This is a genomic window from Anaerocolumna sp. AGMB13025 (genome assembly GCF_029689925.1).
Lineage (GTDB): Bacteria > Bacillota > Clostridia > Lachnospirales > Lachnospiraceae > Anaerocolumna.
The window spans coordinates 4,266,134-4,290,089 of the sequence record NZ_CP121445.1; the positions used below are offsets into that span (position 1 = coordinate 4,266,134).

Here is a 23,956-nt window from a genome sequence, read left to right on the forward strand (position 1 = left end):
TTCAGGCTATAACTCCTCTCATAATAACAGTTCTTTAACTTAATTTATTATAAACAGATAAACACCCCTCTCCTACTTAGATATACAGACAGGGGTGTTTTATCATATAGTCAATATCATACAAGAAAATATAGTTGCTATCTGGTAAACTGGTAACATAGATAAGGAGGTTTTAGATTGGATCAGGAAGAACGCACCGTTACTTATGATTTTGAATTAGGGATTGAAGCCTACCGCCTTAAAGGAATCATTCAGAACTTTCCAAATCATTTCCATGAATACTATGTTATTGGTTTTATTGAAAGCGGTCAAAGATACTTGTCCTGCAGGAATATGGAATATAATATAAAAACCGGGGATATTATACTATTCAATCCATTTGATAATCATGCCTGTGCCCGGATAGATAACAGTACCATGGATTACAGGTGTTTAAACATTAAACCCGAAGTGATGAAACGTCTAACAAAAGAGTTAACCGGCAAAGAATACCTGCCCCGCTTTTTAGAGCCGGTGGCTTACAAAAGCGAACTTGTTTCCCTACTTCGCGAATTGCACCAGATGATTATGGAACAAAGAAAGGATTTTGAAAAGGAGGAAATCTTCTTCTTTTTAATGGAACAGGTAATTGCAGAATATACCGGTACTTTTTCACAGGAATTACCAAGCGATACGAACCCTGAGATACGTTCCGTCTGTGAATACATAGAGAAAAATTATAATGAGAATATAACCCTTGACGATTTAAGCCATGCTGCCAATATAAATAAATATTCGCTGCTTCGCTCCTTTACCAAATATAAAGGGATCACCCCATATCAGTATTTAGTAACCATCCGTATTAACAAGGCCAAGCAGTTATTGGAACAGGGCATTGAACCTATGGAGGCTGCACTTAGTACCGGTTTTACGGATCAAAGTCATTTTACCAATTTTTTTAAGAAGTTTATCGGCCTGACACCAAAGCAATACCAAAATATTTTTAAAGAGGATAACATTAATGAATCAATTAACAAGCAATAATCAATTGAAAGGTCACATCACTGCCTTTTTCACCGTAGTGGTCTGGGGAACTACCTTTATTTCAACAAAAGTCTTATTAAAATCCTTCACTCCTGTTGAAATACTGTTTATCCGGTTTATAATCGGGTACCTGGCTCTGTTTCTCATGTCTCCGCACAAACTTAAGGTTAAGGACAGGAAGCATGAATTATTATTCCTGGGTGCAGGATTAAGCGGCGTAACGTTATATTTCCTGTTTGAAAATATTGCACTGACCTACACCTATGCCTCTAATGTAGGAATTGTTGTATCGGTTGCCCCAATTTTTACTGCCCTGTTTGCCCATATGTTTTTACATGGGGAAAAGCTCAAACCTTCTTTCTTTATTGGGTTCATAACTGCCATGGCGGGTATTATCCTCATCAGTTATAATGGAAGTACCGTTATGAAACTGAACCCACTAGGTGATATACTGGCTGTTCTGGCCGCCCTGGTATGGGGTGTATATTCCGTCTTTTCCAAAAAAATAAGCGATCACGGATATCCAACCATAACCTCCACCAGAAAAATCTTTTTTTACGGTCTGGTATTTATGATTCCTGCAGTCTTTTATTTTAAGATCGATATTGGTATCTCACAACTGACAAAACCGGTTAACCTGCTTAATATTTTATATCTTGGACTGGGTGCTTCTGCTGTATGCTTTGCAACCTGGAATCTGGCAACCAAATTACTGGGAGCTGTCAAATGCAGTTTATATATCTATTTCGTTCCGGTTATTACCGTTGTAGTATCCTCTCTTGTCCTACATGAGAAAATTACCGGTGTGGCTGCTTTTGGTATATTACTTACCCTGTTAGGTCTGATATTATCAGAGCGTAATCCAAAATCCCGTAGATGGCAGATTCCTTTCTTAAGTAAATTAAGTAATGGTAATACTACTAACAGCGATCTACCGAATTGACATAAGGCAAGCATACTATATTTACATAATACATAAAAATGGCATCTCAAAATCCCTGCCTGTATGAGATTTTCTGAGATACCATTTTTTATATCCTTTTTTGTCCCCTTTTTATATTCTCTTTTGTCTAATTTACAATTACAAATTTGTCTATATTTTTACTGTTTTAAATACCGCAGTAACCTACTCTATCTTTTATAACGTAAGACTTCATACACGAAAACATAACTCCCTAATTATTATCTATAATTTATGTACGAAATACCTTTCTATTAATATATTTAAATTCCTTCGTCTGTCACAGTTACAGATCCGTCAATTGTCATAAGTATGTCTCGAATAGAGGTTAAAAGTTGTTCTGATATAAAGTTAAATTCGCTTATAATTTCATCTACATAAGATGCGTCATATTGAAATTCATCTGCTGATCCAAACAGCATATCATAATCCTCTTGTACACTATCAGGTACAAAAGTTTGTTCTGAAAGTTTCATGATTTCATCTGCCATAACTAAGACCCCTTTCCGGTTTATCTGTCATATTTTTTCCTTATTTGTCTGTTATAAATTTTTGTTTGCCTGCCTGTCATTTTCTGGTCTATAATGTCTGACTGCTGTCATTTTCTGCTGTATGTTATATTTTCCATACTGTTTCAAGTTAAATTCATTATAAACAAACAAGGTTTCAGAATCGTTATGTCAATGTAAATCTTTAATTAAATCTCTAATTAAAAAGATATCTGCGTGGATGAAATCACTACACCTACCGCATTTCAACCGTAATTCCCTAAAATTCCAAGACACTTAAAACCGCCTTGAAGCTGCTGTTTGTCAGGCAGGACTGCCCTGCTATAGCACTGCAAAAAGAAATACCGAACACATAACTACCTATCTGTTAACAAACATGATTTATTCCAGTAATTCGCTGAGAGCTTTAGCCTCTATAATCCCTGCTTCCTTCTCACCTGATACTTTACCTTCAAGTCCGGCAAACCCCTGATAGGGCAACTGATTGATTGCACGGAAAACTTCACGGTAATTAATTTCACCTGAAGTAATATTTCCTCTGCCTGGATTACCGGCACAGTGAAAATGACTGATTGCATTAATATTTTTCGTAATGGTAGGAATCAGATTCCCCTCCGACACCTGAAAATGATATATATCATATAAGATTTTGACATTGCTGCAGCCTACTTCTTCGATCAAACGAAAAGCCTCCGTAGATTTCGTTAGGAAATAACCGGGATGGTCAGAAAGGTTTAAGGGTTCCACTAATAAAGTAATATCATTGTCTTTTAATATCGGTCCGCATTCCTTTAAGCCTGCTACCAGACTGTCCCACTGCTCTACATATGTTTTTCCAGTTATGATTTGGCCTGTCTGAGTAATTAGAAGCTTTGTACCAAAACGTTTCGCCATGGCAATGCTATCCTTTAAGCCCATTATGTATTCCTGCCTCTTTAAAGGGTCTAACAGGGTTACGAATTTTGTACAAAATGTAACACACTGCATATTTAATTCTTTCTGCTTATCCAGTATGGACTCTACATCCTTATCCCACCAGCTCCAGAATTCATACCCAGCAATTCCTGCGGCATGGACCTTTTCCAGAGACTGGGTAAAACTTTCTCCGCCAAAAACCATATCAATACAAATATCTAATTTCATAGGCTAGCCTCCAATCTTTTGGTTTCTCCAGGCTGCACCGTAACAACTTTTTCCCCACACATAAACCAAACAGCCAAGCCGGAAGGATTATACACCAGCGTACTGTCCAGACTAAAAACAAGCCTCTTCATTGCCATTATATAATTATAATAATCTAAATTAGTAACATACCATACATCCTCCTGATTCGAGACTGTCTTACAAAAGTTCTCTATTAAATCCCAATTGTTTTCACGTTCGAATTCAAAACTGTGTCCCCATATATAAAACAAAGGCAGTTTCATATAGCCAGGTATATTTAAAAATTTTTCTGCTTTATCAAGGAGACCTCCGTTATGATGACAGGTTGGTTCCCATCTTAAAAAGTCAACAGGTATACTAAAACGGTTATTCGAATTTACTGTTCTGGCGTAACTTATGCCAATCTGGCTAAGGCAGTCTACTACCTCGCCTGAGTATTCCCCAAAAGCGTATGACATTCCAACTACAATGCTCTCTGCTAACTCCTCCAGTCTTTTCCTGTCATCCCACAGTTCATGCATCAATAACTCTTTCGGCAAATGATGTAAATAGTTATGGCGTACACCATGACAGGCAATTTCATGACCACGGTACAATTCCTTTATCTCTTTGGCGGTCACAAATCCCTCCTGATCCAGTAAGCCAGAATTTAAATGAAAGGTACCCTTCATTCCATACTTATTTAATATATCTACCAATCTTCTGTCATAAATCTGACCGTCATCATAGCTAAGGGTAAGTGCTTTCGTTTTACTATTTGGATATAAAAAATGAATCTCCATATAAAAACCTCCCAATAAATATAATTACCTTTACCTCTATAAACTCTTTTGAAATAAGAATAAGATGCCATTGAAGATGGTAAAATCATCAAGGCATCTTATCTTATTTAGTATAACTGCTTATTAAGCAAATGGATTCTCTGTCTTGTATAACATTCCCTTAGGCTGGTTAAAGCCGATTTCTTCAACCTCCACACCAAGATATTTATATACTTCATAAATAGCTTTTCCAAAGTGACCAAAAGCAACTGCGCCATGATGAGGATAATTTCCTTCTACCAATACATGACGGTAGAATCTTCCCATTTCAGGAATTGCAAAAATACCGATAGCACCAAAGGAACGGGTTGCTACTGGAAGAACTTCACCTTGTGCAATGTATCCTCTTAATTTTGCATCTGCAGTACTCTGTAAACGGAAGAATGTGATATCTCCAGGTACGATATCTCCTTCTAAGGTTCCCTGAGTTACTTCTTCCGGAAGGTTTCTAGCCATAATCATCTGGTATTTCATAGCACAGAAGGATAATTTGCCAGCTGCTGTATTTCCGCAATGGAAGCCCATGAAGGTGTCTTTATGGGTATAGTTATGTTTACCCTTAATATCAGCCTCATACATATCGGCAGGAACAGTGTTGTTAATATCAAGTAAAGTAACTGTGTCTTCACTGACAACAGTTCCGATAAATTCGCTTAAAGCACCATAAATATCAACTTCACAGGATACCGGGATACCCATAGCAGTTAAACGGCTGTTAACATAGCAGGGAACAAATCCGAACTGAGTCTGGAATGCAGGCCAGCACTTTCCAGCGATAGCTACATATTCTCTGGAACCTTTATGTCCTTCTACCCAGTCAAGTAAAGTGATTTCATACTGTGCAAGTTTAGGAAGGATTTCAGGTTTTAAATTACCTTTGCCAAGTTCTTCTTCCATGCTCTTAATAACTTCAGGAATTCTGGCATCTCCTGCATGTTTATTAAAGGCTTCAAATAAATCAAGTTCAGAGTTTTCTTCAATCTCAACTCCCAGGTTATAAAGCTGTTTGATTGGTGCGTTGCAGGCTAAGAAGTCCTGAGGACGTGGTCCGAAGGAGATGATCTTTAAGCTGTTAAGTCCTATGATAGCACGGGCGATTGGTAAGAATTCTCCAATCATATCTGCACATTCACTGGCTGTGCCAACCGGATATTCCGGTATGTATGCTTTAATATTACGAAGTTTTAAGTTATAGCTGGCATTTAACATACCACAGTAAGCATCGCCGCGGCCGCCGATTAAGTTATCTCCGGTTTCTTCTGCTGCAGCTACAAACATAACCGGACCACCGAATTCTTTTGCTAATAAAGTTTCAGCAGATTCCGGTCCAAAGTTACCCAGGTATACTACTAATGCATTACAGCCGGCTGCTTTCACTTCGCTCAGTGCTGTTCTCATGTGGATTTCGTTCTCCACACAAGTGGGACATTCATAAATATCTCCGTATTTTTCTGTAAATTCCTTAACTACTGCCTGTCTTCTGGATACAGACAAAGTCATTGGGAAACAGTCACGGCTTACCGCTACGATACCTATTTTTAATTCAGGCATATTTTTCATCTTAATTAATCCTCCATATGTTTTAATTTATAAAACAGATATATTTTCTCCGGTTAATCCTACAAAAGCTCCTTCAATTTTAGCTTCGGAATGGGCGATTAACCACTTATTTCTTGCAAATAACAGGGAATCCTCTTTCGCTCCCATGGGTTTTACTTCTAAATCCAGGTTGGTGTCTTTTGGTAATACTACACCGCATCGAAATCCTGCTCCCTTAACACCGCAAGGCGCATAATGAAGCGTAGTGGCATAAACTTCAATCATAGTTCCGGCAGGTACTAAGAATGCTTCAATCTGATCGGTTGGATACGTATATTCCGGAGTAATATCTTTTTGAATACCGATTAATAAAATCAAATCTGTTGCTGCAACATTAATCTCTGAAGATCTGTGATATTCCACTGCATTTAACAGGTGGTTATGACCATTGCAGTAACCAATCTGTATGGGAAGTCCTCCGTATACACTGTCTGTGAAAGTCTTCATAATAGGAAGGCTCTCCAAAGCTGCTACAGATGGTTCATAAACAACTCCCGCTGGAATCTCCATTCCATCCATGACTTTTAAAAAGTCTGTCAAATCATAGTCTTTGGTTAAGATACGTCCGTATTTTCCAAAGGCCGGATCTGTAACGTGTTTAATATCCACGCTCATGTTTCATACCCTTCTTTCCTTTAAGAATCAACCTGGTATATCAGGCGAAAAACTTTTATAAAATGCTTTTCTAAAAGTATATTATTATTTTAATTTATCTTATCTAATCTGTCAATATATTTATAGGAATTCATGTAAATTTTAGTCACTTCTGCTTTGACCGCGCAAAAAGTACAGGCAAAGCCCCCTGACATACTTTTAGATTCCTTCGATAAATTTACTAACTAGCTGTAGTGCCGCGCCGATTGCTGTTGCCCTGCTCTGATATTGGGTGAGTTTAAAATATTCTCCGCTTTTTTCAAAGAAATTACGTTCTGCCAGACGCTTTTGTATCTCCTCCAGATAAGGATCCAGATACTGGGCTAATACACCGCCAAGTACCACATCACTGTCATATACCATATAAATATTATTAATACCAATGCACAGGTATTTAAGATATTCGTCCCAGATTTTTAAATATTCAATATTTCCTGCATCCAGTTCGGAAAAGAAATCTTCAATCTGACAGCCTAAGTCATCCGAAATTCTGGCAGTGGAGATGTAAGCTTCCAGACAGCCCCTTTGCCCGCAGTTACATAGTTTTCCCCCCGGGGATACAGTCATGTGTCCAAATTCTCCTGCCCTGTGATGATGTCCCTTATATAATTCATCCTTTTTTATAATGCAGCCGCCGACTCCTTTACCTACCGATAAATAAGCCTTGTCCTCACCCATCGGATTACTCCATAATTCCGTAAAGGCGCCAGCATTGGCATCATTATCCACGATACAGGGATATTCAATGGCCTGAGTCAGTTTACTTAAAGGATAACAGCTTATTCCAAGGGATGGTGCTTTAATTATATATTCCTTATTCTGATCAAAGACCCCCGGAACTGCAATACCAACTCCAAGAATCTTATCTTTATCAAAATGATTGTGTTCAACGATATTATGAACCAGATATCCAAGATATCTGCTGTACTCCTCTTCTTCTGAAAAGGTTTTTAAATATTTTTCATAATCTAAAACCGTACCATATAAATCTATTGCTAATATACTGACATGATGTCTTCTTATCTCCAGACCTATAGTTATTACAGCCTCTCCTACCGGTGTAATTGCCTGGGCTTTTCTCCCGCCGGTGGACTGAAAATTCCCGCCGTATTCAATCAGTCCCTCTTCTGTCAGTTCTTTTAAATTCTGGTTAACAGTGGGAAGGCTTAAGGAAAGCTGTGCGGCAATCTCTTGTCTTGCAATTTCCCTGCTATTATAGATCAATTTAAAGATGCGGTTTTTATTCATTTTCTTTACTTCAATGGAAGTAATTTTTTTTCCCGTCATACTATCACCACCCATGTTTTTATATGTATTATAGCCTTTCGCATAAGGTATGGCAAGGATATATTGTACCGCTGTCTGAATCACAGACAATTTTAACACAGATGTTTATTGCACAAAATTATTGTAGTAAAAAATATTCTCAAATAAATGATTATAGTACAAATAATCGTATCATGGATTGCTGCATAGATACTTACAACATAAGTAATCTCAAGAATCAGGTGGGTTCTTCCCCCATGTGATAAAAACTTGATTCATATTTTTCTACCGCCTGAATCATGAGATTCTTAAGATTCATCTCTAAATCACCTATGGTATCTTTCTTCCTATTCTTTATCCTGGTGTCTGTACTATGCTTGGTACGGGAACCTGCAGTACCATTGAAAGGGTCCGAAGAATGGGCTGAGTCTCTATGTGGTTCTTCCATTGCCTTATCAGATAATTCCTCTCGTTCCAGGGCATCCTTCACCGTATTTAACCTGGCCAGCCTATGGAATGGAATCTTTCCGGCAATTACTTTATCCTTACCAATACGGATTTTATATTCCATTTCGCTGTCTGGGCAGTCATCCGCTGTGGATTCTTCCTCATAAAGCTCCATAGCCTCATCCTTTTCTACCATTCTCTGACCCGCCAGGTGAGCCTCAGGATCATTCATTAATCTATCCCGGATAGATCTTCCACTGTCTGAAAGATATTCCGCTAGAAAATCTTCAAAATCCTTGCTTAACCCTTCCTTATTTATTTTTTCAGCTGACTCTGCTTTTTCATCAAACCGTTTCGAAAAACGGTGTATCAGCTGTCCATTGCTGTTTGCAATTTTAATATCAATATCAATAACCATCCTACCACCCTAAAATCATTAAGTATTTATAAGGATTATCGGACAGAAAATTGTTTTCAAATACCTTAAACCAGATAATAATAGAACAATTTCATTTCCTACGTCGTTGTCCACTATTTGTAAATGTTATATCTTATAAAAAATTAATTAATATAGTATTTCGCCTGTGTCTGAAACATAGCTGCATACAAGGAATCCTTAAGTTCCAGCAGTTCCTCATGGGTTCCGTATTCCAGGATTTCCCCGTTCTTAAACACGGCAATCTTATCAGAGAATCTGGTGCTTGATAATCTATGGGATATGTATATGGCCGTCTTACCTTCCACCAACATATCAAAGCTATGATAAACTTCATACTCTGCCAGAGGATCCAGCGCTGAGGTCGGTTCATCCAGGATTACGATTGGGGAATTTTTGCATAATGCCCTGGCTATAGCTAATTTTTGTGCCTGCCCACCGGAGAACTCAATTCCTTCTTCGTCAAAGTTTTTATAGATACTGGTATCCAGTCCTTTGAGTAACTTATTAAGATCCTGGCTAAATCCTGCTTTATCAAGACCGGTTCGCATCTGTTCTTCCGTCATTCCAGAACTTATAGAAAGATTTTCCCGTATGCTAAAGGATAACAATTTAAAATCCTGAAAAACAACCGACAATAATTTCTGATACTCCTCATATCGGTATTCCCTGATATCCACACCACCCAGTAAAATTACCCCTTTAGTAGGTTCATAAAGACCGGACAGAAGTTTTATAAAGGTGGTTTTCCCTGCACCGTTAAGTCCTACCACAGATAACTTTTCTCCGGGAGTAATTCGAATTGATATATTTTTCAGAGCATATTCCTCTTTCCTGGGATATTTAAAACTTACCTTTTTAAATTCTATGGTATAATCCGTAATACCCATTATGGTCTGGCTTCCCTGCTTACCTTTCGATTCAATCCGGTCAAATTCCTTAAACAATTCCAAATAAAGGCATAACTGGTTTATCTCAATTAAGGCATTGATGCAAGACATAATAGAAGTACTAAAGCCTGACGCCGCACCGGCATACATGGTAAAGCTTCCGATACCGATACTCTTACCGGCAGTCTTTAGGGTCAGATATCCGTAAATCAGGATCATCTGCATTTGGATGTTTATACTGCTGATGCCGGAGTACTTCCCAATCTGGGTATATTGTACGGAATAGATAGCGAGTAACTTATCCATATACCCTTTCATTTTCTTTAAAATCAACGGTCGTGCCTGATATAATCTTATATCTTTCCCAATGGAGAAATCCGATGTCAGTCTTAAAAAATATCCAAAAGCCCGATTATCGGTTATGGACTTTTGATTGTCCTCAAATCGGAGCCGTTCTATTTTTTTAAATATAATAGAATTAAGGAAAACAATGCCAAAGATTGCCAGGATAATCACAGGATTTAAAATTGCTAAAATATATCCGAGTCCAACAAGGGTTATGACTTCATTGATAATTTTAGAAACATTTTCTACGGTTCTTCCTACTGCGTCTTCATTGTAGATTGCAAAATAGGCTTTCTCCTTTAAATCCAGTATATCCGGATTTTCAATATTCTCAAAATCCATATCCACACATTTTTCTCCCAAATAAGTCTCAAGAGAGAGTAACAGTTCCATTTTAGCGGATTCCATGATTTTTACAAACATCTGATTCAGTAATTTTAAACTAAGATTGCCTATCGTCAGTACTGCCACATAAATCAGCAGCTTACTAATATTTTTATCTCCCAATAATTCATCAATAATAAGCTTTGGCATAATAATATTAAAGAATGGGGTCAGGGCCTTTGTAACAGAAGCCAGCACCGACTTTATCAAGTAAGTCTTAGAAAGTTTATGAGTCAGCTTTAAAAAATACACTAAGGTTTTCTGGTTTTTACGAAACATACTGTTCCTCCTCTTTATAGTATACTGCCTGAACCTCAAACATCTTCGCATAACTCTTACCAAGTTCCATTAATTCTTCATGGGTGCCATACTCCTTTAATTCACCATTTTCGATAAACGCAATGACATCACAAAATCTGGTACTGGAAAGCCTATGAGAAATATAAATTGCTGTCCTTTGTTTCACAAGTTCGTCAAAGCTTTGATAAAGATTATATTCTGCCAACGCATCCAGTGCCGCTGTCGGTTCATCCATAACTATAATCTTCCCGCTTTTGTATAAAGCCCTGGCCAGGGCGAGTTTCTGATTTTCCCCTCCAGAAAATTCCACCCCATTTTCATCCAGTATTTTTAACATATTGGTTTTAAGCCCCTGGTCCAAAGTTCCAATCTTCTCCTTAAGTCCTGCTTTATTAATAATATCCATAAGCACGTTCTCCTCTGCATCCTCATCAGAAAAAGTAATATTCTCTTGGATATTAAACCCAAATATATGAATATCCTGAAACACAACAGAAAACAGTTTATTGTAAGCCTCCCTGTCAAATTCCTTAATATCGATCCCATTTAGAAGGATCCTTCCGCTTACCGGACGGTATAATCCTGTCAGAAGCTTTACCAGGGTAGTTTTGCCGGCTCCATTGATGCCTACTAAAGCAAGTTTTTGTCCGCCTTTCATGCAAAGCGAAAAATCTTTAAAGATATATTTCTCACTGCCAGGATATTTAAAACTTACCTTCTCAAATTCCAGTTCATACTGTTCATGATCCGGTATACCTATTGGATTAAAAACCTCTTCCGGTTCTTCTTTCCTTAAAAACTCCCTGAAATCACTTACATAAAGGGACTGTATCCCTATGGCTGACAAATCCTTAAGGACCGTATCCATCCAGGTGACAAAACTATTCATAGCCAGCGAGTACATAACAAAATCACCAATGGCCATACTAGTAAATAACACTCGGTAAATAAGATATCCATAGATAACAATCTCTCGGATGAACATAAGAAAAGCTTCGATAACCGTGGATTGTAAAATACGATTTTGTACTTCATTGATAATCCACAGCAGCTTATCCCCTGCTGCCTGCTTTTTGGGTAACAGCAGGCTTTTTAAGCCGTAAACTCTGATATCCTTACCGTATTGAAAATCCGATAAAACAGAAGAACAATAATAATTCTTCCGTTCCTCTTCAGATTGTGCTTTTCTTTGGCTCCGCTCAAATTTCTCAGCCTGTAACATTGCAAAAAAAGACAGAATTATAGTTACAACCAATACCCCTAATATAAAGGGATTAAGGTTAAAAATAATTGCCGAAAAAGCAAAGAAACCAATGAGGCTCCCAGGCAGGCTAAATAGTTTAAGTATTACTAATCCAATACCCTTTAAGGGACTTTGTATCGTCTTTAGAGCTGTGTTAATGTCGTTTAATGTACCGGGATCCTCGGTATAAGGATAATCCATTGACATGGTTTTATCGCTTAACATGCGGATAAAATTATACCTGATTTCATTCATTTTCATCCTGTAATTTCCCTGGAGATATTCCGTTAAAAATCCTGTCAGGGCGGCAAGTGCAAAAGCACAGCACAGAATTGTAAGAATACGGGCAGGTCTCTGTCTTCCTAAAAGTTCATCAATTAAGAGTTTGGGAACATAAATCCAGATAAATGGTGAAATTGCATAAAAAACCGAATTAAGACCAATTGATAAAAAGATGGATTTTTTCCACTGATAAATATGTTTCACAATATAGTATAAATTTGCTAATATTTTATGTACTGCCATGAATTTATCCTTTCCTAATCATTTTTTATTAGTATACGAGTACTGAGGAAAAAAGGATAGCAGAACAGGTTGGGAAAAAACGCAAAAAAAATAGAGCCTTGGCCCTATTTCATTCCTTGATTATGGGAAATTTATATATCCTGTGATAAATAAGAATATATGTATTCTGATACAGTCAAAGCCTCTTTGTACTTGCGGTTGGCTTTATAAGCTTTTAGTAAAAAATCGCCGTAGTATTTTGTATTAGAGAATTTGTTGCTTCTCCTGGATTGATTATAAACGAAAGCAAGCTGGCTTATATATTCCTTACAATGAATATAATCCTCTGTTTCTGCCATAATCTGAAGCAATTGATTAACCAGATCAGACTGGCTGAGCTTCGCAGCTCTCTCATAATACTCCTGGGCTTTGTCGTTTTGTCCGTACTTAAAGTAAAGAAAACAAAGTTTCTGATAGATCTTAACCAAATAATCCTGATCTGTTACCGGACAAAGCTTCAATGCCTTAAGGAGATTTTCCTCCGCTTTCTTAAAATTCCCTTTGGTATATGCAATCCCCATATGATAATAAATATTACATTCCATAGTAATATTATTTAGCAATCTAGATAATAAAAGTGCTTTATCATAATACTTCTGCATGGTCGCTACATGAAAATCCATATAAACATGTCCCAGCATCAGGCAAATATCCATCTGAAGTTTTATATAGCCTTCTGCATAAGCCTGATTAAGTGCTTCCAGATATAACTCGATAGCTTCATAATATTTACCCTCCCACCATTTTATATTGCCCATACCATATAAAATTTCCGGTGCATGTTTTATCTGAAATGCTTCTTTTAGCATACTCATATCTTCTTTTACAATTCCGGTAAAAAAATATGCCTTAAATAACTGTTCCGAATCCATATACTCCTTTAGTTTCAAAAGTTGTATATCCTTTAATTCAAACAGATTCTCTGCTATAACAAATAGCTGATAATCCAGATAGAGCGGTGAATTTAAAAACTTATCCCGATTGTCGTTAATTTTAGCTAAGTTATCCTCCTCCGGAGTAATTCCCAGATAACGGAATTTATAAATCTCTTCAAACAATATTTTCCCTTCTCGGATAAATTCCTCGTCATCATAATATGTAATAGCCAATTTCTCAAACAACAGCCGGATAATTTCTTCACTAGGGACAATCAGACCTTTTTCTATTTTAGACAAATAGGAAACCGCACAGATTCCTTTGGATAGATATTCCTGCTTAAGCCCCTGCTGTTCCCGGTTCATTTTTATCAGCAGCCCTGAAATATTTTTCATGTCAAAACTCCTTTTACACCTAATAATTTATTATCTGCAATATATGTATAGTGTAATACTTTCCAGGCTGCATAACAATTACCTTAGCATTTTTTTAATAGGATTCATGCAAAATATGAGTTGTCTAAGCCCAATGTAGAATAGACAAAAAAATTGTAGAATAGGAAAAACGGATTGTAATAATTTGGAATAGTTGTATAATAAATATGATAAATAACTATTAGCAATGCATGTAAGAAACTGCATTACTTATGTTAGGTATTTGCGAAACTATCATATCCTAAAAACTGAATGGTTCGTAAATTACCTAATCAATTATGTTTATGAAAGGAGCCTTGGTATGTGTTATATTATTAATTTTAATGTTATTACTCTGTTTTTATCGATTGCTAAAATGGAAGTCCCGTTTCCCCTTCACACAGTAACGGTGCTTTCGGCCGCACCGCTGAATGAATTTATTACCTGGGATTTTCTCGGGTCTATGGCTGGAGCAGTTGCTGCCACTACATTAATTGTCCAGTTTTTAAAACTCCCTCTGGATAAGGTTTGGAAAATACATACCAGGTATGTGGTGTATTTTATCGCATTCTTCCTTTTATTCTTTGTAGAATTATTTACCGGACACATAACCGCACAGCGTGTAGTTTTACTTATGCTTAATTCTATTATAGTAACGATGGCTTCTATGGGTACTTATGAAGTAACCTTTAAACAAGTAGAAAATAAAAACTAATGATCCGTCCGCCAGCCATTGGCATAATGATAACCGGCTGCTTGTCGGGAGTAATAGCAAAGGGATCTGTATTTGATAACCCCCTTTATCCAATATATACCTTACCCATAAATCAGGACATCCTGTTTACAAGTTACTAATTCTGCGTTAGACTATTATTATGAAACAAAGAGTTATCCTAAGATTAACTTTTTGTCAACCGGTTCCTGGCAGAAGGAAAACTGACTATTCAGAAGAAGGTGTAAGGAATGAAGAAAAAGCTGATAATCGGATTAATTGTACTATTTCCGCTATTTATTTTTATCTATGGACAGATTTGCGTAAAAGCAGTTGCCGGTCAAGACCGGAACGTATCCGCCAATCCAGGCGATAACGCCTCAGATCTCCAGAGACTGTTTGATTATAATAAATATGATACCTACCATTTAACCGTCAATATCCCCGCAGGTACCTATGTTCTTGATAAAGAACTCCGGGTTTATAGTGATACCACGATACTGGCTGACCCCGCAGCTAAGTTTCTTAAAAACCATCAGCGGGGTGCTATCATAGCCAATGACCTAAGCTTAGACAAAGGTGGTTATGATTCCAGCAAAAATATAACTATTTCCGGTGGCATCTGGGATTCTTATTTAATAGCAGATAAGGATAAAGGTACGGAAAATTTCCGTTTTATCCATGCTTCTAATATTACGGTAAAGGATGCCACCGTCCGTAATGTACCTGAGGGCAGCCATCTTATAACTTTTGGAGGAGTAAAAAATGGTATTGTGGACAATTGTACCTTATATGGTTATAACGGAACCACACCAAAAGAAGCCATACAGATTGATATCGTCCATGATGATACCATAGTACCCTCTATGCAATCAAAAATCGTCGTATATGATGACCTTCCCTGTGATGGTATCACGGTAAAAAACTGTAATATCTACAATTATCCAAGGGCCGTTGGTTCCCATACCTCTATTAAGGGAGTATTTCATAAGAATATAAAGATAACCGGTAATAACTTCCACGACCTGACAGAGGCTGCTGTAAAGGCTTTTAATTACGTTAATCTGGAGATTAGCGGCAATACAATTAATAACACCGGTATTGGTATTTTAGTATATACCTATATCAGTAACCAGTACTATTTGGAGGCTCTTAAAAATACCACTAAGGAACCTCTTCCAGCTAATTATAACATCGTCATAACCGGTAATACCATTCAATCCATTCGTGAAATACCAGGCAGTACCAGTACTTTATGGGGAGACGGTATCCGTACCATAGGTAATAAGGAGCGTCCATTAACCGGTGTTACTATTTCAGATAATATCATTTCGGACACCAAACGATATGGAATGTTTTTAGAGGGAACCACCCAAGCTGTAATTCAGAATAATAAGTTAAATCAGACCGTCAAAAACGGTATTTACCTGATTAATGGCTGTGACGATTCAGAAATTACTGATAATACCTTAACTAAGACCGGCGCCAATGGCAGTACGGAGGGAGGTATTGGATTATCGGATTCCGATCAGGTTGTCATATCCGGTAATACCGTTACTTCACCAGGTAAAAACGGTATTTTTTTATATAAACAAAGTGAGGGAAATAAGATTACTGGTAATATCGTATCTTTAGCTGGAGAAAATGGTATCGCCCTCTACCAGCAAAGTAATGGCTCCGCCATAACCGGTAATAAAGTTACAGACTATAAGCAGTATGGCATATACGCTTATCAGGTTGGTTCCGGAATTATAACGGAGAATAAAGTATATGGTTCTACTGCTTTGCAAAGCCAGGATGCCATTCACATTACCGGTGATAACAGTTCTCCCAATACGTTTACTATAAAAAAGAACTATATAAAAACAACTACTCAGAACGGTATCTATGTAAATCTCGTTCCAAGTAGTTATATAGGCGGTAACACCATTATTAACCCCTTAAGTTATGGAATCTATATCGGACAAGGCAGCAGCGGCAGTAAAATCTTCTATAACAATATTTCAAATGCCGGTAAATTAGGAAGCCTTAAGAATGGTATCGGAATCAATACCAACAGCCAGACCGATTTATATAAAAATAAATCAAATTAGGTTCTCCTTTTATTTTCTTATTGTCAGATCCCTGCCATAACAGTTTCTATAGGAACCGGCTTACAAAACAGATATCCCTGACCGGTCTGGCATTTATATTTCTTTAGAAAATCAAGCTGGTCACTGGTTTCAATACCTTCTGCAACCACCTCATAATTTAAGTCCAGCGCCAAATAAAGGATTGCCTTTATTATCACAACCTCCTTACTGTCCTCTACTTCTACACTTTGTATGAAGCTTCGATCTAGTTTAACCTGATCAATAGGCAGTTCCCTTAAGTGGGTCAGGGAAGAAAATCCAGTGCCAAAATCATCTAATGATATTTTCATTCCCAATTCCCTTAATTTATTAAGGCGGCTGACTGCATAATTTATGTCTGAGATAATTGCGGTTTCCGTAATTTCAATGGTAATATGGGTATAATCCACCTCATAAGATAGAAACAACTTTTCCAGGTTATAAAAATTAGTATCACTGCACAGGGATTTACTGGATAAATTAATCGATATCGTTAAATCATAGTTACCCAGAGTTTCAAAAATCTTTTTCTGCTGAATGGCGGTCTCGATTATCCAGTATTCAATCTCATAGATTTGACCGGTATCTTCTGCAATTGGTATGAACCTGGAAGGGGGAATGAGTTTATCCTCATGACGCCACCGCACCAGCACTTCTACTCCGGTGATTTTCCCGGAATCTAAGTTGTATTGGGGCTGATAAAAGAGAAATAATTCATTATTATCCAAAGCATGTTTCAATTTATTGGCCAGTATGGCATTCTCGGTGTTATCCTGCAGGATATCTTCATCAAAGAACACATACCGGTCTTTTCCCTCTTTTTTTGCCTTGTACATGGCAATATCCGCATTCTTAAACAAGGTTGTAAGATCTTTGCAATCCTTTGGATATATCGATATACCAATACTGGCGGTCAGGAAGAATTCATGATTTAAAATTTCCCAGGACTTTCCCAAACCTTCTGTTAAGGTATAAAGTTCATCTTCAAGTTCCTTTTTCTCGGTTTTATGATAAATAACTGCAAATTCATCTCCGCTGAGCCTAGATAATCTGCTTTCTGTTTTTATGGTTTCTATTAATTTTTCTGACATATGTTTTAAAAACTTATCCCCGACAGAATGTCCCAGGGTATCGTTAATTTGTTTAAAATTATCAATATCAATATAAACTAAAGCAAACTTCTCACCGCTGTCTATTAACCTCTTAACTTCCTCCTCAAAGCATATCCGGTTTGGTAAACCCGTCAGATGATCATAGTAAGCTACTTTTCGTAACTTTTCTTCTAAAACCTTCTGCTCCGTAATAACTGTGCCTATCGATAGAACTTCAGAAATTTTATTATTATAGGTAAGAAGACTGCTGTTCCATATAATATCGACTTTATCTCCATCCTTTGTTAAGAGCTGCCCCGCATGGTTTTTTACATGAATGCCCTCGCTGATTTCCTCATATCTATTACTATTAACTTCCTTGAGTTCATCGGAAAGAATTACGTCTACCCATTTCTCATTAACCAGTTCTGCACTGGTATATCCAAGAATTTCCTGAGCATACGGATTAATTCTTTTAATCTTTCCGTCTTCCCCCCAGGTTCCCATAATAACACGGGATTCCATAAATATCTTTTCATTGAACTTCTTTTGATCGGTCAGTTCTTCTTCTATAGAGACAAGTTCCTCACAGGTAGCCTGCAACTCACCATAAGTAATATTTAAATCCCTCAGCGCTTTTTTTATGCGTACGGACCGCTGCCAGACCAAATAATAAATCAATACAATATTAATCAGCACATAAAACCAGCCTTTATAAGTCTGGGCCTGTTTATATTGATTCACATCCTGAAAAAATGTCAATAGTAATTCATCCGAAAGAATAATCCAGAGCAAACCAAAGATTCCGTATGCACCGGCAATAATTGCACCTTCTTTATTCGGATTGATATTATAGTCCATATTCTTTATTATAAATTCTTTCTTTTTTAAATCACTCATTGACATTTTCTCCTTATATGAAGATTATCGAGTCCAATATATCCGCTGTTTTATTTCTCCGAAACTTTGATACTGGCAATAGCCGAAATCAACTGATCTGCCATATTTTTAAGGATTTGGGCCGAGGCTGCTATTTCCTCTGTCACTGCCGTCTGCTCTTGCGTGGTAGCAGCTACTTCTTCGGCTCCGGCAGAGGACTCCTGCACAATCTCAACAATACTTTCTATTGATGCTGCAACCTGGTTACTGGATTTCTGGGTTTTGTCCATTTCGGTAACGACCGTCTGAATATTTTGAACTACATCATTGATATTATCTTTAATAAGCTGAAATGTATTTTTTGACTCTAGAACCGATACAATACCGTCCTCTACTTTTTTATTTTCCGCTACGATCTGCTCATTCGCTTCTGAAATATCCTGCTGGATTTGATGTATTAAACCCTGTATTCCTTTTGCTGACTCCTGAGCCTGTGTGGCAAGTTTCCTGATTTCTTCCGCAACCACAGAAAAGCCTCTGCCATGTTCTCCAGCCCTGGCGGCTTCGATTGCAGCATTCAAGGCTAATAGATTGGTCTGTTCAGAAATTTCTTCAATGGCTTTATTAATATTGTTAATTTCATCTGATTTAATATGTAAGGAGTTCATCAGCGCCACTGTATGTTCGGAATTCTGCTTAATTTCATTCATATGTACCATAGTGTTATCAATTACTTCCTGTCCGGCTACTGAATTATGAAAAACTTCCTCCGCTTTTTCTGACATTATTTTAGCAGCATTATCGGATTTATCCATATATTCGTTCATTTCCTGAACCAGGGAATTTGTTGTGGTGATATAACTTACCTGTTCTTCCGACCCTGCCGTAATCTCATTCATGCTTTTTGCGATTTCTTCTGAGGCTACACTGTTCTCTTCGGCGTTGGCAGATAAGACATCACTGGAATCTAAAAGCTGTTCTGCTACATTTTTTATATTCACCACCATAGTGCTAAAGCTTGCGAACATGGTATTCATACTTCGTCCCATCTGGTTTATTTCATCACCCTGTGACAATAAATAAACTTTGCATTCTTTACACTTTTCTAACTTAGCGATAACATTCTCCTGCTTTTCCCCTCGGCATAAGGTGCCTGGAGCATCCCAACAATTTAAATAAGCAGAGCCGTAGGACGGACAGTCTTTTTGTTCACACTTCATGACTTTCCAGCATTCTATCATATTCTTCTCTTTAGTTCGAACCAAAAGATCACCTTCAGCTGCAGTAAAGATTATCTTCTTAAGTTTTGTGACTCTGTTTACAATGTTTAAACTGATAAATACAGAGATTAGTACACCAATGAGCAGACAAACCACACCGATTAAAAGCAAATCATTCTTTAAATCTATGACCGGCATTATGTATTCCTTTTTAGCTGCGTTTAAAGATAAAGACCAGTTATTGAGCGGAGTATAGATATTCAGTTTTTCAATTCCCTTAAACTTATAAAGAATCTTATCCGAATTACCTTTTACCATATCAGGCTCTGCTTCATTTAATTCCGGTATTCCAAGCTCTGTGATTTTAGTATTAATTAGTGTTGCATCGGGATGATATAGAAGCTTTCCTTCCTTATCAATCAGATAAGAGTAACCATCATTTCCGACTTTTACCTGTGCTAATATAGTAGTAATAAACTCAAACTTTATGGAGGCTGCAACTACTCCCACAATTTCTTGTTTCTCATTCTTAATCGGGCAGCAGATAACCTGTACCTGATTGTTTGTGAATTTGGAAGTAAGTACATCACTCCAGACTAGTTTACCTTTTATTGACTCTTTAAAATAATCTCGGTCTGAAAGATTAGTGCCTGCCATTGAGTTATTTATATTGTCATACCTGACATTACCATTGGCATCTGCCAGAAATACATTCTCAACTATATCACTTTGCTGCTTTCCGTAATCCGTCAGGATCTTTGTTATACTATCTGCTCCGTTAACAGCATCAAAATCTTTTAATGCCTGAAGATCACTTAATATAGTGATTCCATTTTCAACATTTTTCTCAGCATCTGTTACGCTGGTTTTCATATTCTCTAATTTTAACTCCAGCTGTTTTTCTATTTCAGTGGTTACTGCCCTGCTGGTCATATAATAACTGATCAGGGTTAATGCAGTTACTACTGCTATCACAGTTATGCCCACTGAGAAAATTTGTTTCAATAATAAACTATCTTTTAATTTACGATACATAAATAACTCCTCTTGTCCCAATAATAAATCAGGTAATTGGGAAACTTCATTACTGCATCTATATACGAAACAAGGAATAAAACTCAGCCATTAATCTTATTCAGAGTACAACTGTAGCTTTGAAATTCTTATTCCTTGTATGGTATATTCTAAATACTACAAAGTTTCGCAATTACCTATATAAATAGCAAAATGCTCCGCTGCAATGAATGAACCGTCATTCATTATTACCTAAAAATTTTACCCTTTGATTCCATGCAAAATAAACTCACTTAAGTTTCTTTTTAAATAATCATAATCCACTGCTTCCTCCTGTGAAAGAATATTATAAGAATATATGCGCAGAAAAAATATGATTGAAGTAGCTAAAATACCTATATCCTGCCCGCTTTTTAATTCCCCCTTTAACTGATCTCTTTTTAAAATCTTTACAAAAGCTTCATAAACGCTGTCCATATAAAACTGCGCCTGCTGGTCCTTAAAGGAATCCACCGTAATAACTTCCTTATATAGTACTTTCACAGAATCCAGATCATTCTTAAAACATTCGAAATGAAAATCTAAAAAATGCTCTAACACCTCTTCAAATGCTTCACCTTTTTCGTATAAATCATTAACAAAATCTGCTCTTTTCTTATTCTCGACACAAAATATGTAGTCTAATATGTCTTCTTTATTTCTAAAATAAAGATAGACCGTACCTACCGCAACTCCGGCCTCATCAGCAATACTTTTAACATTAGCGTTATGAAATCCATTGCGTGCAATAACCTTTATTGCACTTTTTCTTATTAAATTTTTTTTCTCCATAAGGCTCCTTATTATTCCGATATATCCTTAATTACATTATACGCCCTATTTTTCCATTTTTCAACCAATTTCACGTTTCATATACCAGGTTTTAACAATATTTTTAACATACCTACTATTTATTTAACAGGAAGAACGAAATAGTGAAGTTTCCTATGCAACAAAAAAAGAGTCTGGCAGACTGTAACAAGTTCTGACACACTCTCTATAGTAAATTAATCTTTCTCTTTCTTTCTGATTTCATTTAATTTCTTCTTTTTTAAGTTTATATGATGCACCTTAGCTCTTGGGTAATATTTGTCACATTTCTGACAGTAGCCGCTATGGCTTGCTTCTCTGCCTTTTTTGCATACACCTGCGGATATATAATGAATACATACGGTCTCTCTTAATCTAGCCATATAGATTTTCTCCTTAATTTATAAAATTAGCCGATTAAATCAAAAGCAGCTAACGCGCTTGATAAAACCGGCTTTGTTTGGTTCTTTTTTCTGATATACTTGTTCTGTCATAACCCTGAAAGCACGATTTTTTATCATACCCTCAGAATTAATCTATCCTGCTAAGTTCCATAAAGGATACAACCCACGATAGATTACAGGCACCTGTTGGTATGAAATTCTATTCCTGATTGATTTGATTATTTGCTTTATAAAAAAGTTCTGATTTACATTTCTTATGCTATCTATGCTTTTCGTAATAATCATGAATTGCCCTCCTTTTTGTTGAATTTATAATATGTTTATTTAACCAATTACCAATATATCACAGGAAAATAGTTTAAGCAAGCAGCATTTCACAGCGAATCGTTTTATGCTCCGTTAAAAAATCCAAAAAACCCCAATAGCAGTACAAGAACTGCTGATACAATCTCCAATGTTTTGGAAAGCTCTTTTGAAGTAATATGCCTGCCGGTTACACAGCCGGCTTTGATAAAGATAAAACTGGCAGCCGCACAAATTAAGGGTGTAATAGAAACCGGCATACCTTCAATTCCTGCACCGATCCCCATACCCATATTATTGATGCTTAAAAATATGCCGATTAGTAAAGACTCCCTTAGTTCAATTACCTTGTCATTATCCTTATCAACAGCCGCAGGATCCTTCGTATACTGAGGTGAATCTTCTCCATTATTATGCAGCGAATTATAAAGCATATATACCGCCAGGCAGATAAGCACTAAACTACCAATAATATCTGCCAATTGTACAGATATAAAACCTCCGAGTGTTTTTCCGATAAACATGGAAATCATGGTGCCTAACAGGCAAAGAATTGAAATAAAGAAATTGGAAGAATTACTGATAATTACTTTTTTAACACCATAGTTAAAAGCAATTATAAAGCTATCGGCTGTTGCCGCCAGGGTCAGAAAGATAATCATTAATATTCCCATAAGAAAACCTCCCAAGTTTAGTCATGTTTATCATATGCGAAAGCTGTCGATATTGTTTATAAAATAAAAATTAATTTTTACTAAATGTCTTTCATTCTCTGGATTATTATTTTATACTGCTTAAATACATTAAAAACTAGGAGGCAAGTATGAAACTGATTGACATATTAGTGGATCAATGCAGGAAACCAACCGGATTGCCAGGTATTCTTATGGCTAAAATCATGAATATAATGGATGCCGGGTTAAATATATGGGTATTACGGAAAATTGAAAATTCTAAGAATATTCTGGAGGTTGGCTGCGGAGGCGGAGAAACCATTTATAGGATACTTAAAAAGTATAAAATAATAAGAATGGAAGGAATCGATTATTCTGAGGATGCGGTTAAATTATCCCAAAGAAAAAACAGGCATTCTGTTATGCAGGGTCAAGTTTGTATCAGACAATGTGATGTGACCAAACTCCCCTTTGAAGCACTCTCCTTTGACAGCATATTAGCAATACGGACACATTACTTCTGGACGGATTTGGAAACATCCCTGAAAGAGCTTTACAGAGTATTGATTGATAACGGTGTATTGTATATCTTTTCTGAAAAAAGTAAAATAAAATATCATATGTATGATTACAATACAGAGGAATCCCTGGGGGAGCTACTTTACTGTATTGGATTTAAAAAGGTAACTTACGAATATCGCAGAGATTGCATCTGTATATCTGCATATAAATAAGATGATATACTTTATAGTTCTTGTTTTATAGTTCTTGTTTTATAGTTCTTGTTTTTTACTTCCAATGGTT

General features: G+C 36.7%; 20 protein-coding genes. 5 read left to right on the forward strand and 15 right to left on the reverse strand.

Translation table 11 applies throughout. The features are described 5' to 3' along the window. Window positions 1-177: 177 nt before the first annotated feature. Complete coding sequence (locus QA584_RS17800) at window positions 178-1,023, forward strand: AraC family transcriptional regulator (protein WP_278270436.1); 846 nt, start codon at window positions 178-180, stop codon at window positions 1,021-1,023. Further along, window positions 1,001-1,966, forward strand: a complete 966-nt coding sequence (locus QA584_RS17805) for a DMT family transporter (protein ID WP_278270437.1) — start codon at window positions 1,001-1,003, stop codon at window positions 1,964-1,966. The genes QA584_RS17800 and QA584_RS17805 overlap by 23 nt, the downstream gene beginning before the upstream one ends. A 281-nt stretch (window positions 1,967-2,247) precedes the next feature. On the opposite strand, the gene QA584_RS17810 is transcribed toward QA584_RS17805, so the two are convergent. From QA584_RS17810 to QA584_RS17855, 10 genes are all read right to left on the reverse strand, one after another. Beyond that, window positions 2,248-2,475 (reverse strand): hypothetical protein, encoded by a 228-nt coding sequence (locus QA584_RS17810; protein ID WP_278270438.1) that lies wholly within the window; start codon window positions 2,473-2,475, stop codon window positions 2,248-2,250. Between the two features lie 399 nt (window positions 2,476-2,874). Then, window positions 2,875-3,636 (reverse strand): TIM barrel protein, encoded by a 762-nt coding sequence (locus QA584_RS17815; protein ID WP_278270439.1) that lies wholly within the window; start codon window positions 3,634-3,636, stop codon window positions 2,875-2,877. Then, the gene (locus QA584_RS17820) at window positions 3,633-4,439 is read right to left on the reverse strand and encodes a polysaccharide deacetylase family protein (protein WP_278270440.1); all 807 of its coding nucleotides are present in this window, start codon (window positions 4,437-4,439) and stop codon (window positions 3,633-3,635) included. The genes QA584_RS17815 and QA584_RS17820 overlap by 4 nt, the downstream gene beginning before the upstream one ends. A gap of 123 nt (window positions 4,440-4,562) precedes the next feature. Beyond that, window positions 4,563-6,038: an L-fucose/L-arabinose isomerase family protein gene (locus QA584_RS17825; protein WP_278270441.1), complete on the reverse strand. Its 1,476-nt coding sequence runs from the start codon at window positions 6,036-6,038 to the stop codon at window positions 4,563-4,565. Between the two features lie 27 nt (window positions 6,039-6,065). Then, entirely contained in the window at window positions 6,066-6,692 is a 627-nt protein-coding gene (locus tag QA584_RS17830) for a DUF4867 family protein (protein WP_331487669.1), read from the reverse strand. 198 nt (window positions 6,693-6,890) lie between these two features. Next, window positions 6,891-8,018, reverse strand: coding sequence for an ROK family transcriptional regulator (locus QA584_RS17835; protein ID WP_278270442.1), 1,128 nt, complete (start codon window positions 8,016-8,018; stop codon window positions 6,891-6,893). 217 nt (window positions 8,019-8,235) lie between these two features. Beyond that, complete coding sequence (locus tag QA584_RS17840) at window positions 8,236-8,862, reverse strand: hypothetical protein (protein WP_278270443.1); 627 nt, start codon at window positions 8,860-8,862, stop codon at window positions 8,236-8,238. 143 nt (window positions 8,863-9,005) lie between these two features. Then, window positions 9,006-10,778, reverse strand: coding sequence for an ABC transporter ATP-binding protein (locus QA584_RS17845; RefSeq protein ID WP_278270444.1), 1,773 nt, complete (start codon window positions 10,776-10,778; stop codon window positions 9,006-9,008). Then, window positions 10,768-12,567 (reverse strand): ABC transporter ATP-binding protein, encoded by a 1,800-nt coding sequence (locus QA584_RS17850; RefSeq protein WP_278270445.1) that lies wholly within the window; start codon window positions 12,565-12,567, stop codon window positions 10,768-10,770. The genes QA584_RS17845 and QA584_RS17850 overlap by 11 nt, the downstream gene beginning before the upstream one ends. 131 nt (window positions 12,568-12,698) lie before the next feature. Beyond that, a complete protein-coding gene (locus QA584_RS17855; protein WP_278270446.1) occupies window positions 12,699-13,877 on the reverse strand; it encodes a helix-turn-helix domain-containing protein in 1,179 nt (392 codons plus the stop codon). Between the two features lie 340 nt (window positions 13,878-14,217). On the opposite strand from QA584_RS17855, the gene QA584_RS17860 reads away from it, so the two are divergent. Together QA584_RS17860 and QA584_RS17865 are read left to right on the forward strand one after the other, a co-directional pair. Continuing rightward, window positions 14,218-14,610, forward strand: a complete 393-nt coding sequence (locus QA584_RS17860) for a hypothetical protein (RefSeq protein WP_278270447.1) — start codon at window positions 14,218-14,220, stop codon at window positions 14,608-14,610. Between the two features lie 248 nt (window positions 14,611-14,858). Further along, the gene (locus tag QA584_RS17865; protein WP_278270448.1) at window positions 14,859-16,700 is read left to right on the forward strand and encodes a right-handed parallel beta-helix repeat-containing protein; all 1,842 of its coding nucleotides are present in this window, start codon (window positions 14,859-14,861) and stop codon (window positions 16,698-16,700) included. Window positions 16,701-16,723: 23 nt separating this feature from the next. On the opposite strand, the gene QA584_RS17870 is transcribed toward QA584_RS17865, so the two are convergent. The 5 genes from QA584_RS17870 to QA584_RS17890 all read right to left on the reverse strand — a co-directional run bounded on the left by QA584_RS17870 (window position 16,724) and on the right by QA584_RS17890 (window position 23,152). Further along, the gene (locus QA584_RS17870; RefSeq protein WP_278270449.1) at window positions 16,724-18,709 is read right to left on the reverse strand and encodes an EAL domain-containing protein; all 1,986 of its coding nucleotides are present in this window, start codon (window positions 18,707-18,709) and stop codon (window positions 16,724-16,726) included. 50 nt (window positions 18,710-18,759) lie between these two features. Continuing rightward, window positions 18,760-20,943, reverse strand: coding sequence for a methyl-accepting chemotaxis protein (locus tag QA584_RS17875; protein WP_278270450.1), 2,184 nt, complete (start codon window positions 20,941-20,943; stop codon window positions 18,760-18,762). A 240-nt stretch (window positions 20,944-21,183) separates the two neighbouring features. Continuing rightward, on the reverse strand, window positions 21,184-21,753 hold the full coding sequence (locus tag QA584_RS17880; protein ID WP_278270451.1) for a TetR/AcrR family transcriptional regulator: 570 nt from the start codon (window positions 21,751-21,753) through the stop codon (window positions 21,184-21,186). A 215-nt stretch (window positions 21,754-21,968) separates the two neighbouring features. Next, entirely contained in the window at window positions 21,969-22,154 is a 186-nt protein-coding gene (locus QA584_RS17885; protein WP_278270452.1) for a hypothetical protein, read from the reverse strand. Window positions 22,155-22,564: 410 nt separating this feature from the next. Then, a complete protein-coding gene (locus QA584_RS17890) occupies window positions 22,565-23,152 on the reverse strand; it encodes a manganese efflux pump (RefSeq protein ID WP_278270453.1) in 588 nt (195 codons plus the stop codon). Between the two features lie 149 nt (window positions 23,153-23,301). Between QA584_RS17890 and QA584_RS17895 the strand changes: the two genes are divergently transcribed. Beyond that, window positions 23,302-23,886, forward strand: coding sequence for a class I SAM-dependent methyltransferase (locus tag QA584_RS17895; RefSeq protein WP_278270454.1), 585 nt, complete (start codon window positions 23,302-23,304; stop codon window positions 23,884-23,886). Window positions 23,887-23,956: the final 70 nt, after the last annotated feature.

Coding starts and splice junctions, on each gene's coding strand:
- QA584_RS17805 (WP_278270437.1), top strand. CDS start 1,001: ATGAATCAATTAACAAGCAATAATCAATTGAAAGGTCACATCACTGCC.
- QA584_RS17810 (WP_278270438.1), bottom strand. CDS start 2,475: ATGGCAGATGAAATCATGAAACTTTCAGAACAAACTTTTGTACCTGAT.
- QA584_RS17815 (WP_278270439.1), bottom strand. CDS start 3,636: ATGAAATTAGATATTTGTATTGATATGGTTTTTGGCGGAGAAAGTTTT.
- QA584_RS17820 (WP_278270440.1), bottom strand. CDS start 4,439: ATGGAGATTCATTTTTTATATCCAAATAGTAAAACGAAAGCACTTACC.
- QA584_RS17825 (WP_278270441.1), bottom strand. CDS start 6,038: ATGAAAAATATGCCTGAATTAAAAATAGGTATCGTAGCGGTAAGCCGT.
- QA584_RS17830 (WP_331487669.1), bottom strand. CDS start 6,692: ATGAGCGTGGATATTAAACACGTTACAGATCCGGCCTTTGGAAAATAC.
- QA584_RS17835 (WP_278270442.1), bottom strand. CDS start 8,018: ATGACGGGAAAAAAAATTACTTCCATTGAAGTAAAGAAAATGAATAAA.
- QA584_RS17840 (WP_278270443.1), bottom strand. CDS start 8,862: ATGGTTATTGATATTGATATTAAAATTGCAAACAGCAATGGACAGCTG.
- QA584_RS17845 (WP_278270444.1), bottom strand. CDS start 10,778: ATGTTTCGTAAAAACCAGAAAACCTTAGTGTATTTTTTAAAGCTGACT.
- QA584_RS17850 (WP_278270445.1), bottom strand. CDS start 12,567: ATGGCAGTACATAAAATATTAGCAAATTTATACTATATTGTGAAACAT.
- QA584_RS17855 (WP_278270446.1), bottom strand. CDS start 13,877: ATGAAAAATATTTCAGGGCTGCTGATAAAAATGAACCGGGAACAGCAG.
- QA584_RS17860 (WP_278270447.1), top strand. CDS start 14,218: ATGTGTTATATTATTAATTTTAATGTTATTACTCTGTTTTTATCGATT.
- QA584_RS17865 (WP_278270448.1), top strand. CDS start 14,859: ATGAAGAAAAAGCTGATAATCGGATTAATTGTACTATTTCCGCTATTT.
- QA584_RS17870 (WP_278270449.1), bottom strand. CDS start 18,709: ATGAGTGATTTAAAAAAGAAAGAATTTATAATAAAGAATATGGACTAT.
- QA584_RS17875 (WP_278270450.1), bottom strand. CDS start 20,943: ATGTATCGTAAATTAAAAGATAGTTTATTATTGAAACAAATTTTCTCA.
- QA584_RS17880 (WP_278270451.1), bottom strand. CDS start 21,753: ATGGAGAAAAAAAATTTAATAAGAAAAAGTGCAATAAAGGTTATTGCA.
- QA584_RS17885 (WP_278270452.1), bottom strand. CDS start 22,154: ATGGCTAGATTAAGAGAGACCGTATGTATTCATTATATATCCGCAGGT.
- QA584_RS17890 (WP_278270453.1), bottom strand. CDS start 23,152: ATGGGAATATTAATGATTATCTTTCTGACCCTGGCGGCAACAGCCGAT.
- QA584_RS17895 (WP_278270454.1), top strand. CDS start 23,302: ATGAAACTGATTGACATATTAGTGGATCAATGCAGGAAACCAACCGGA.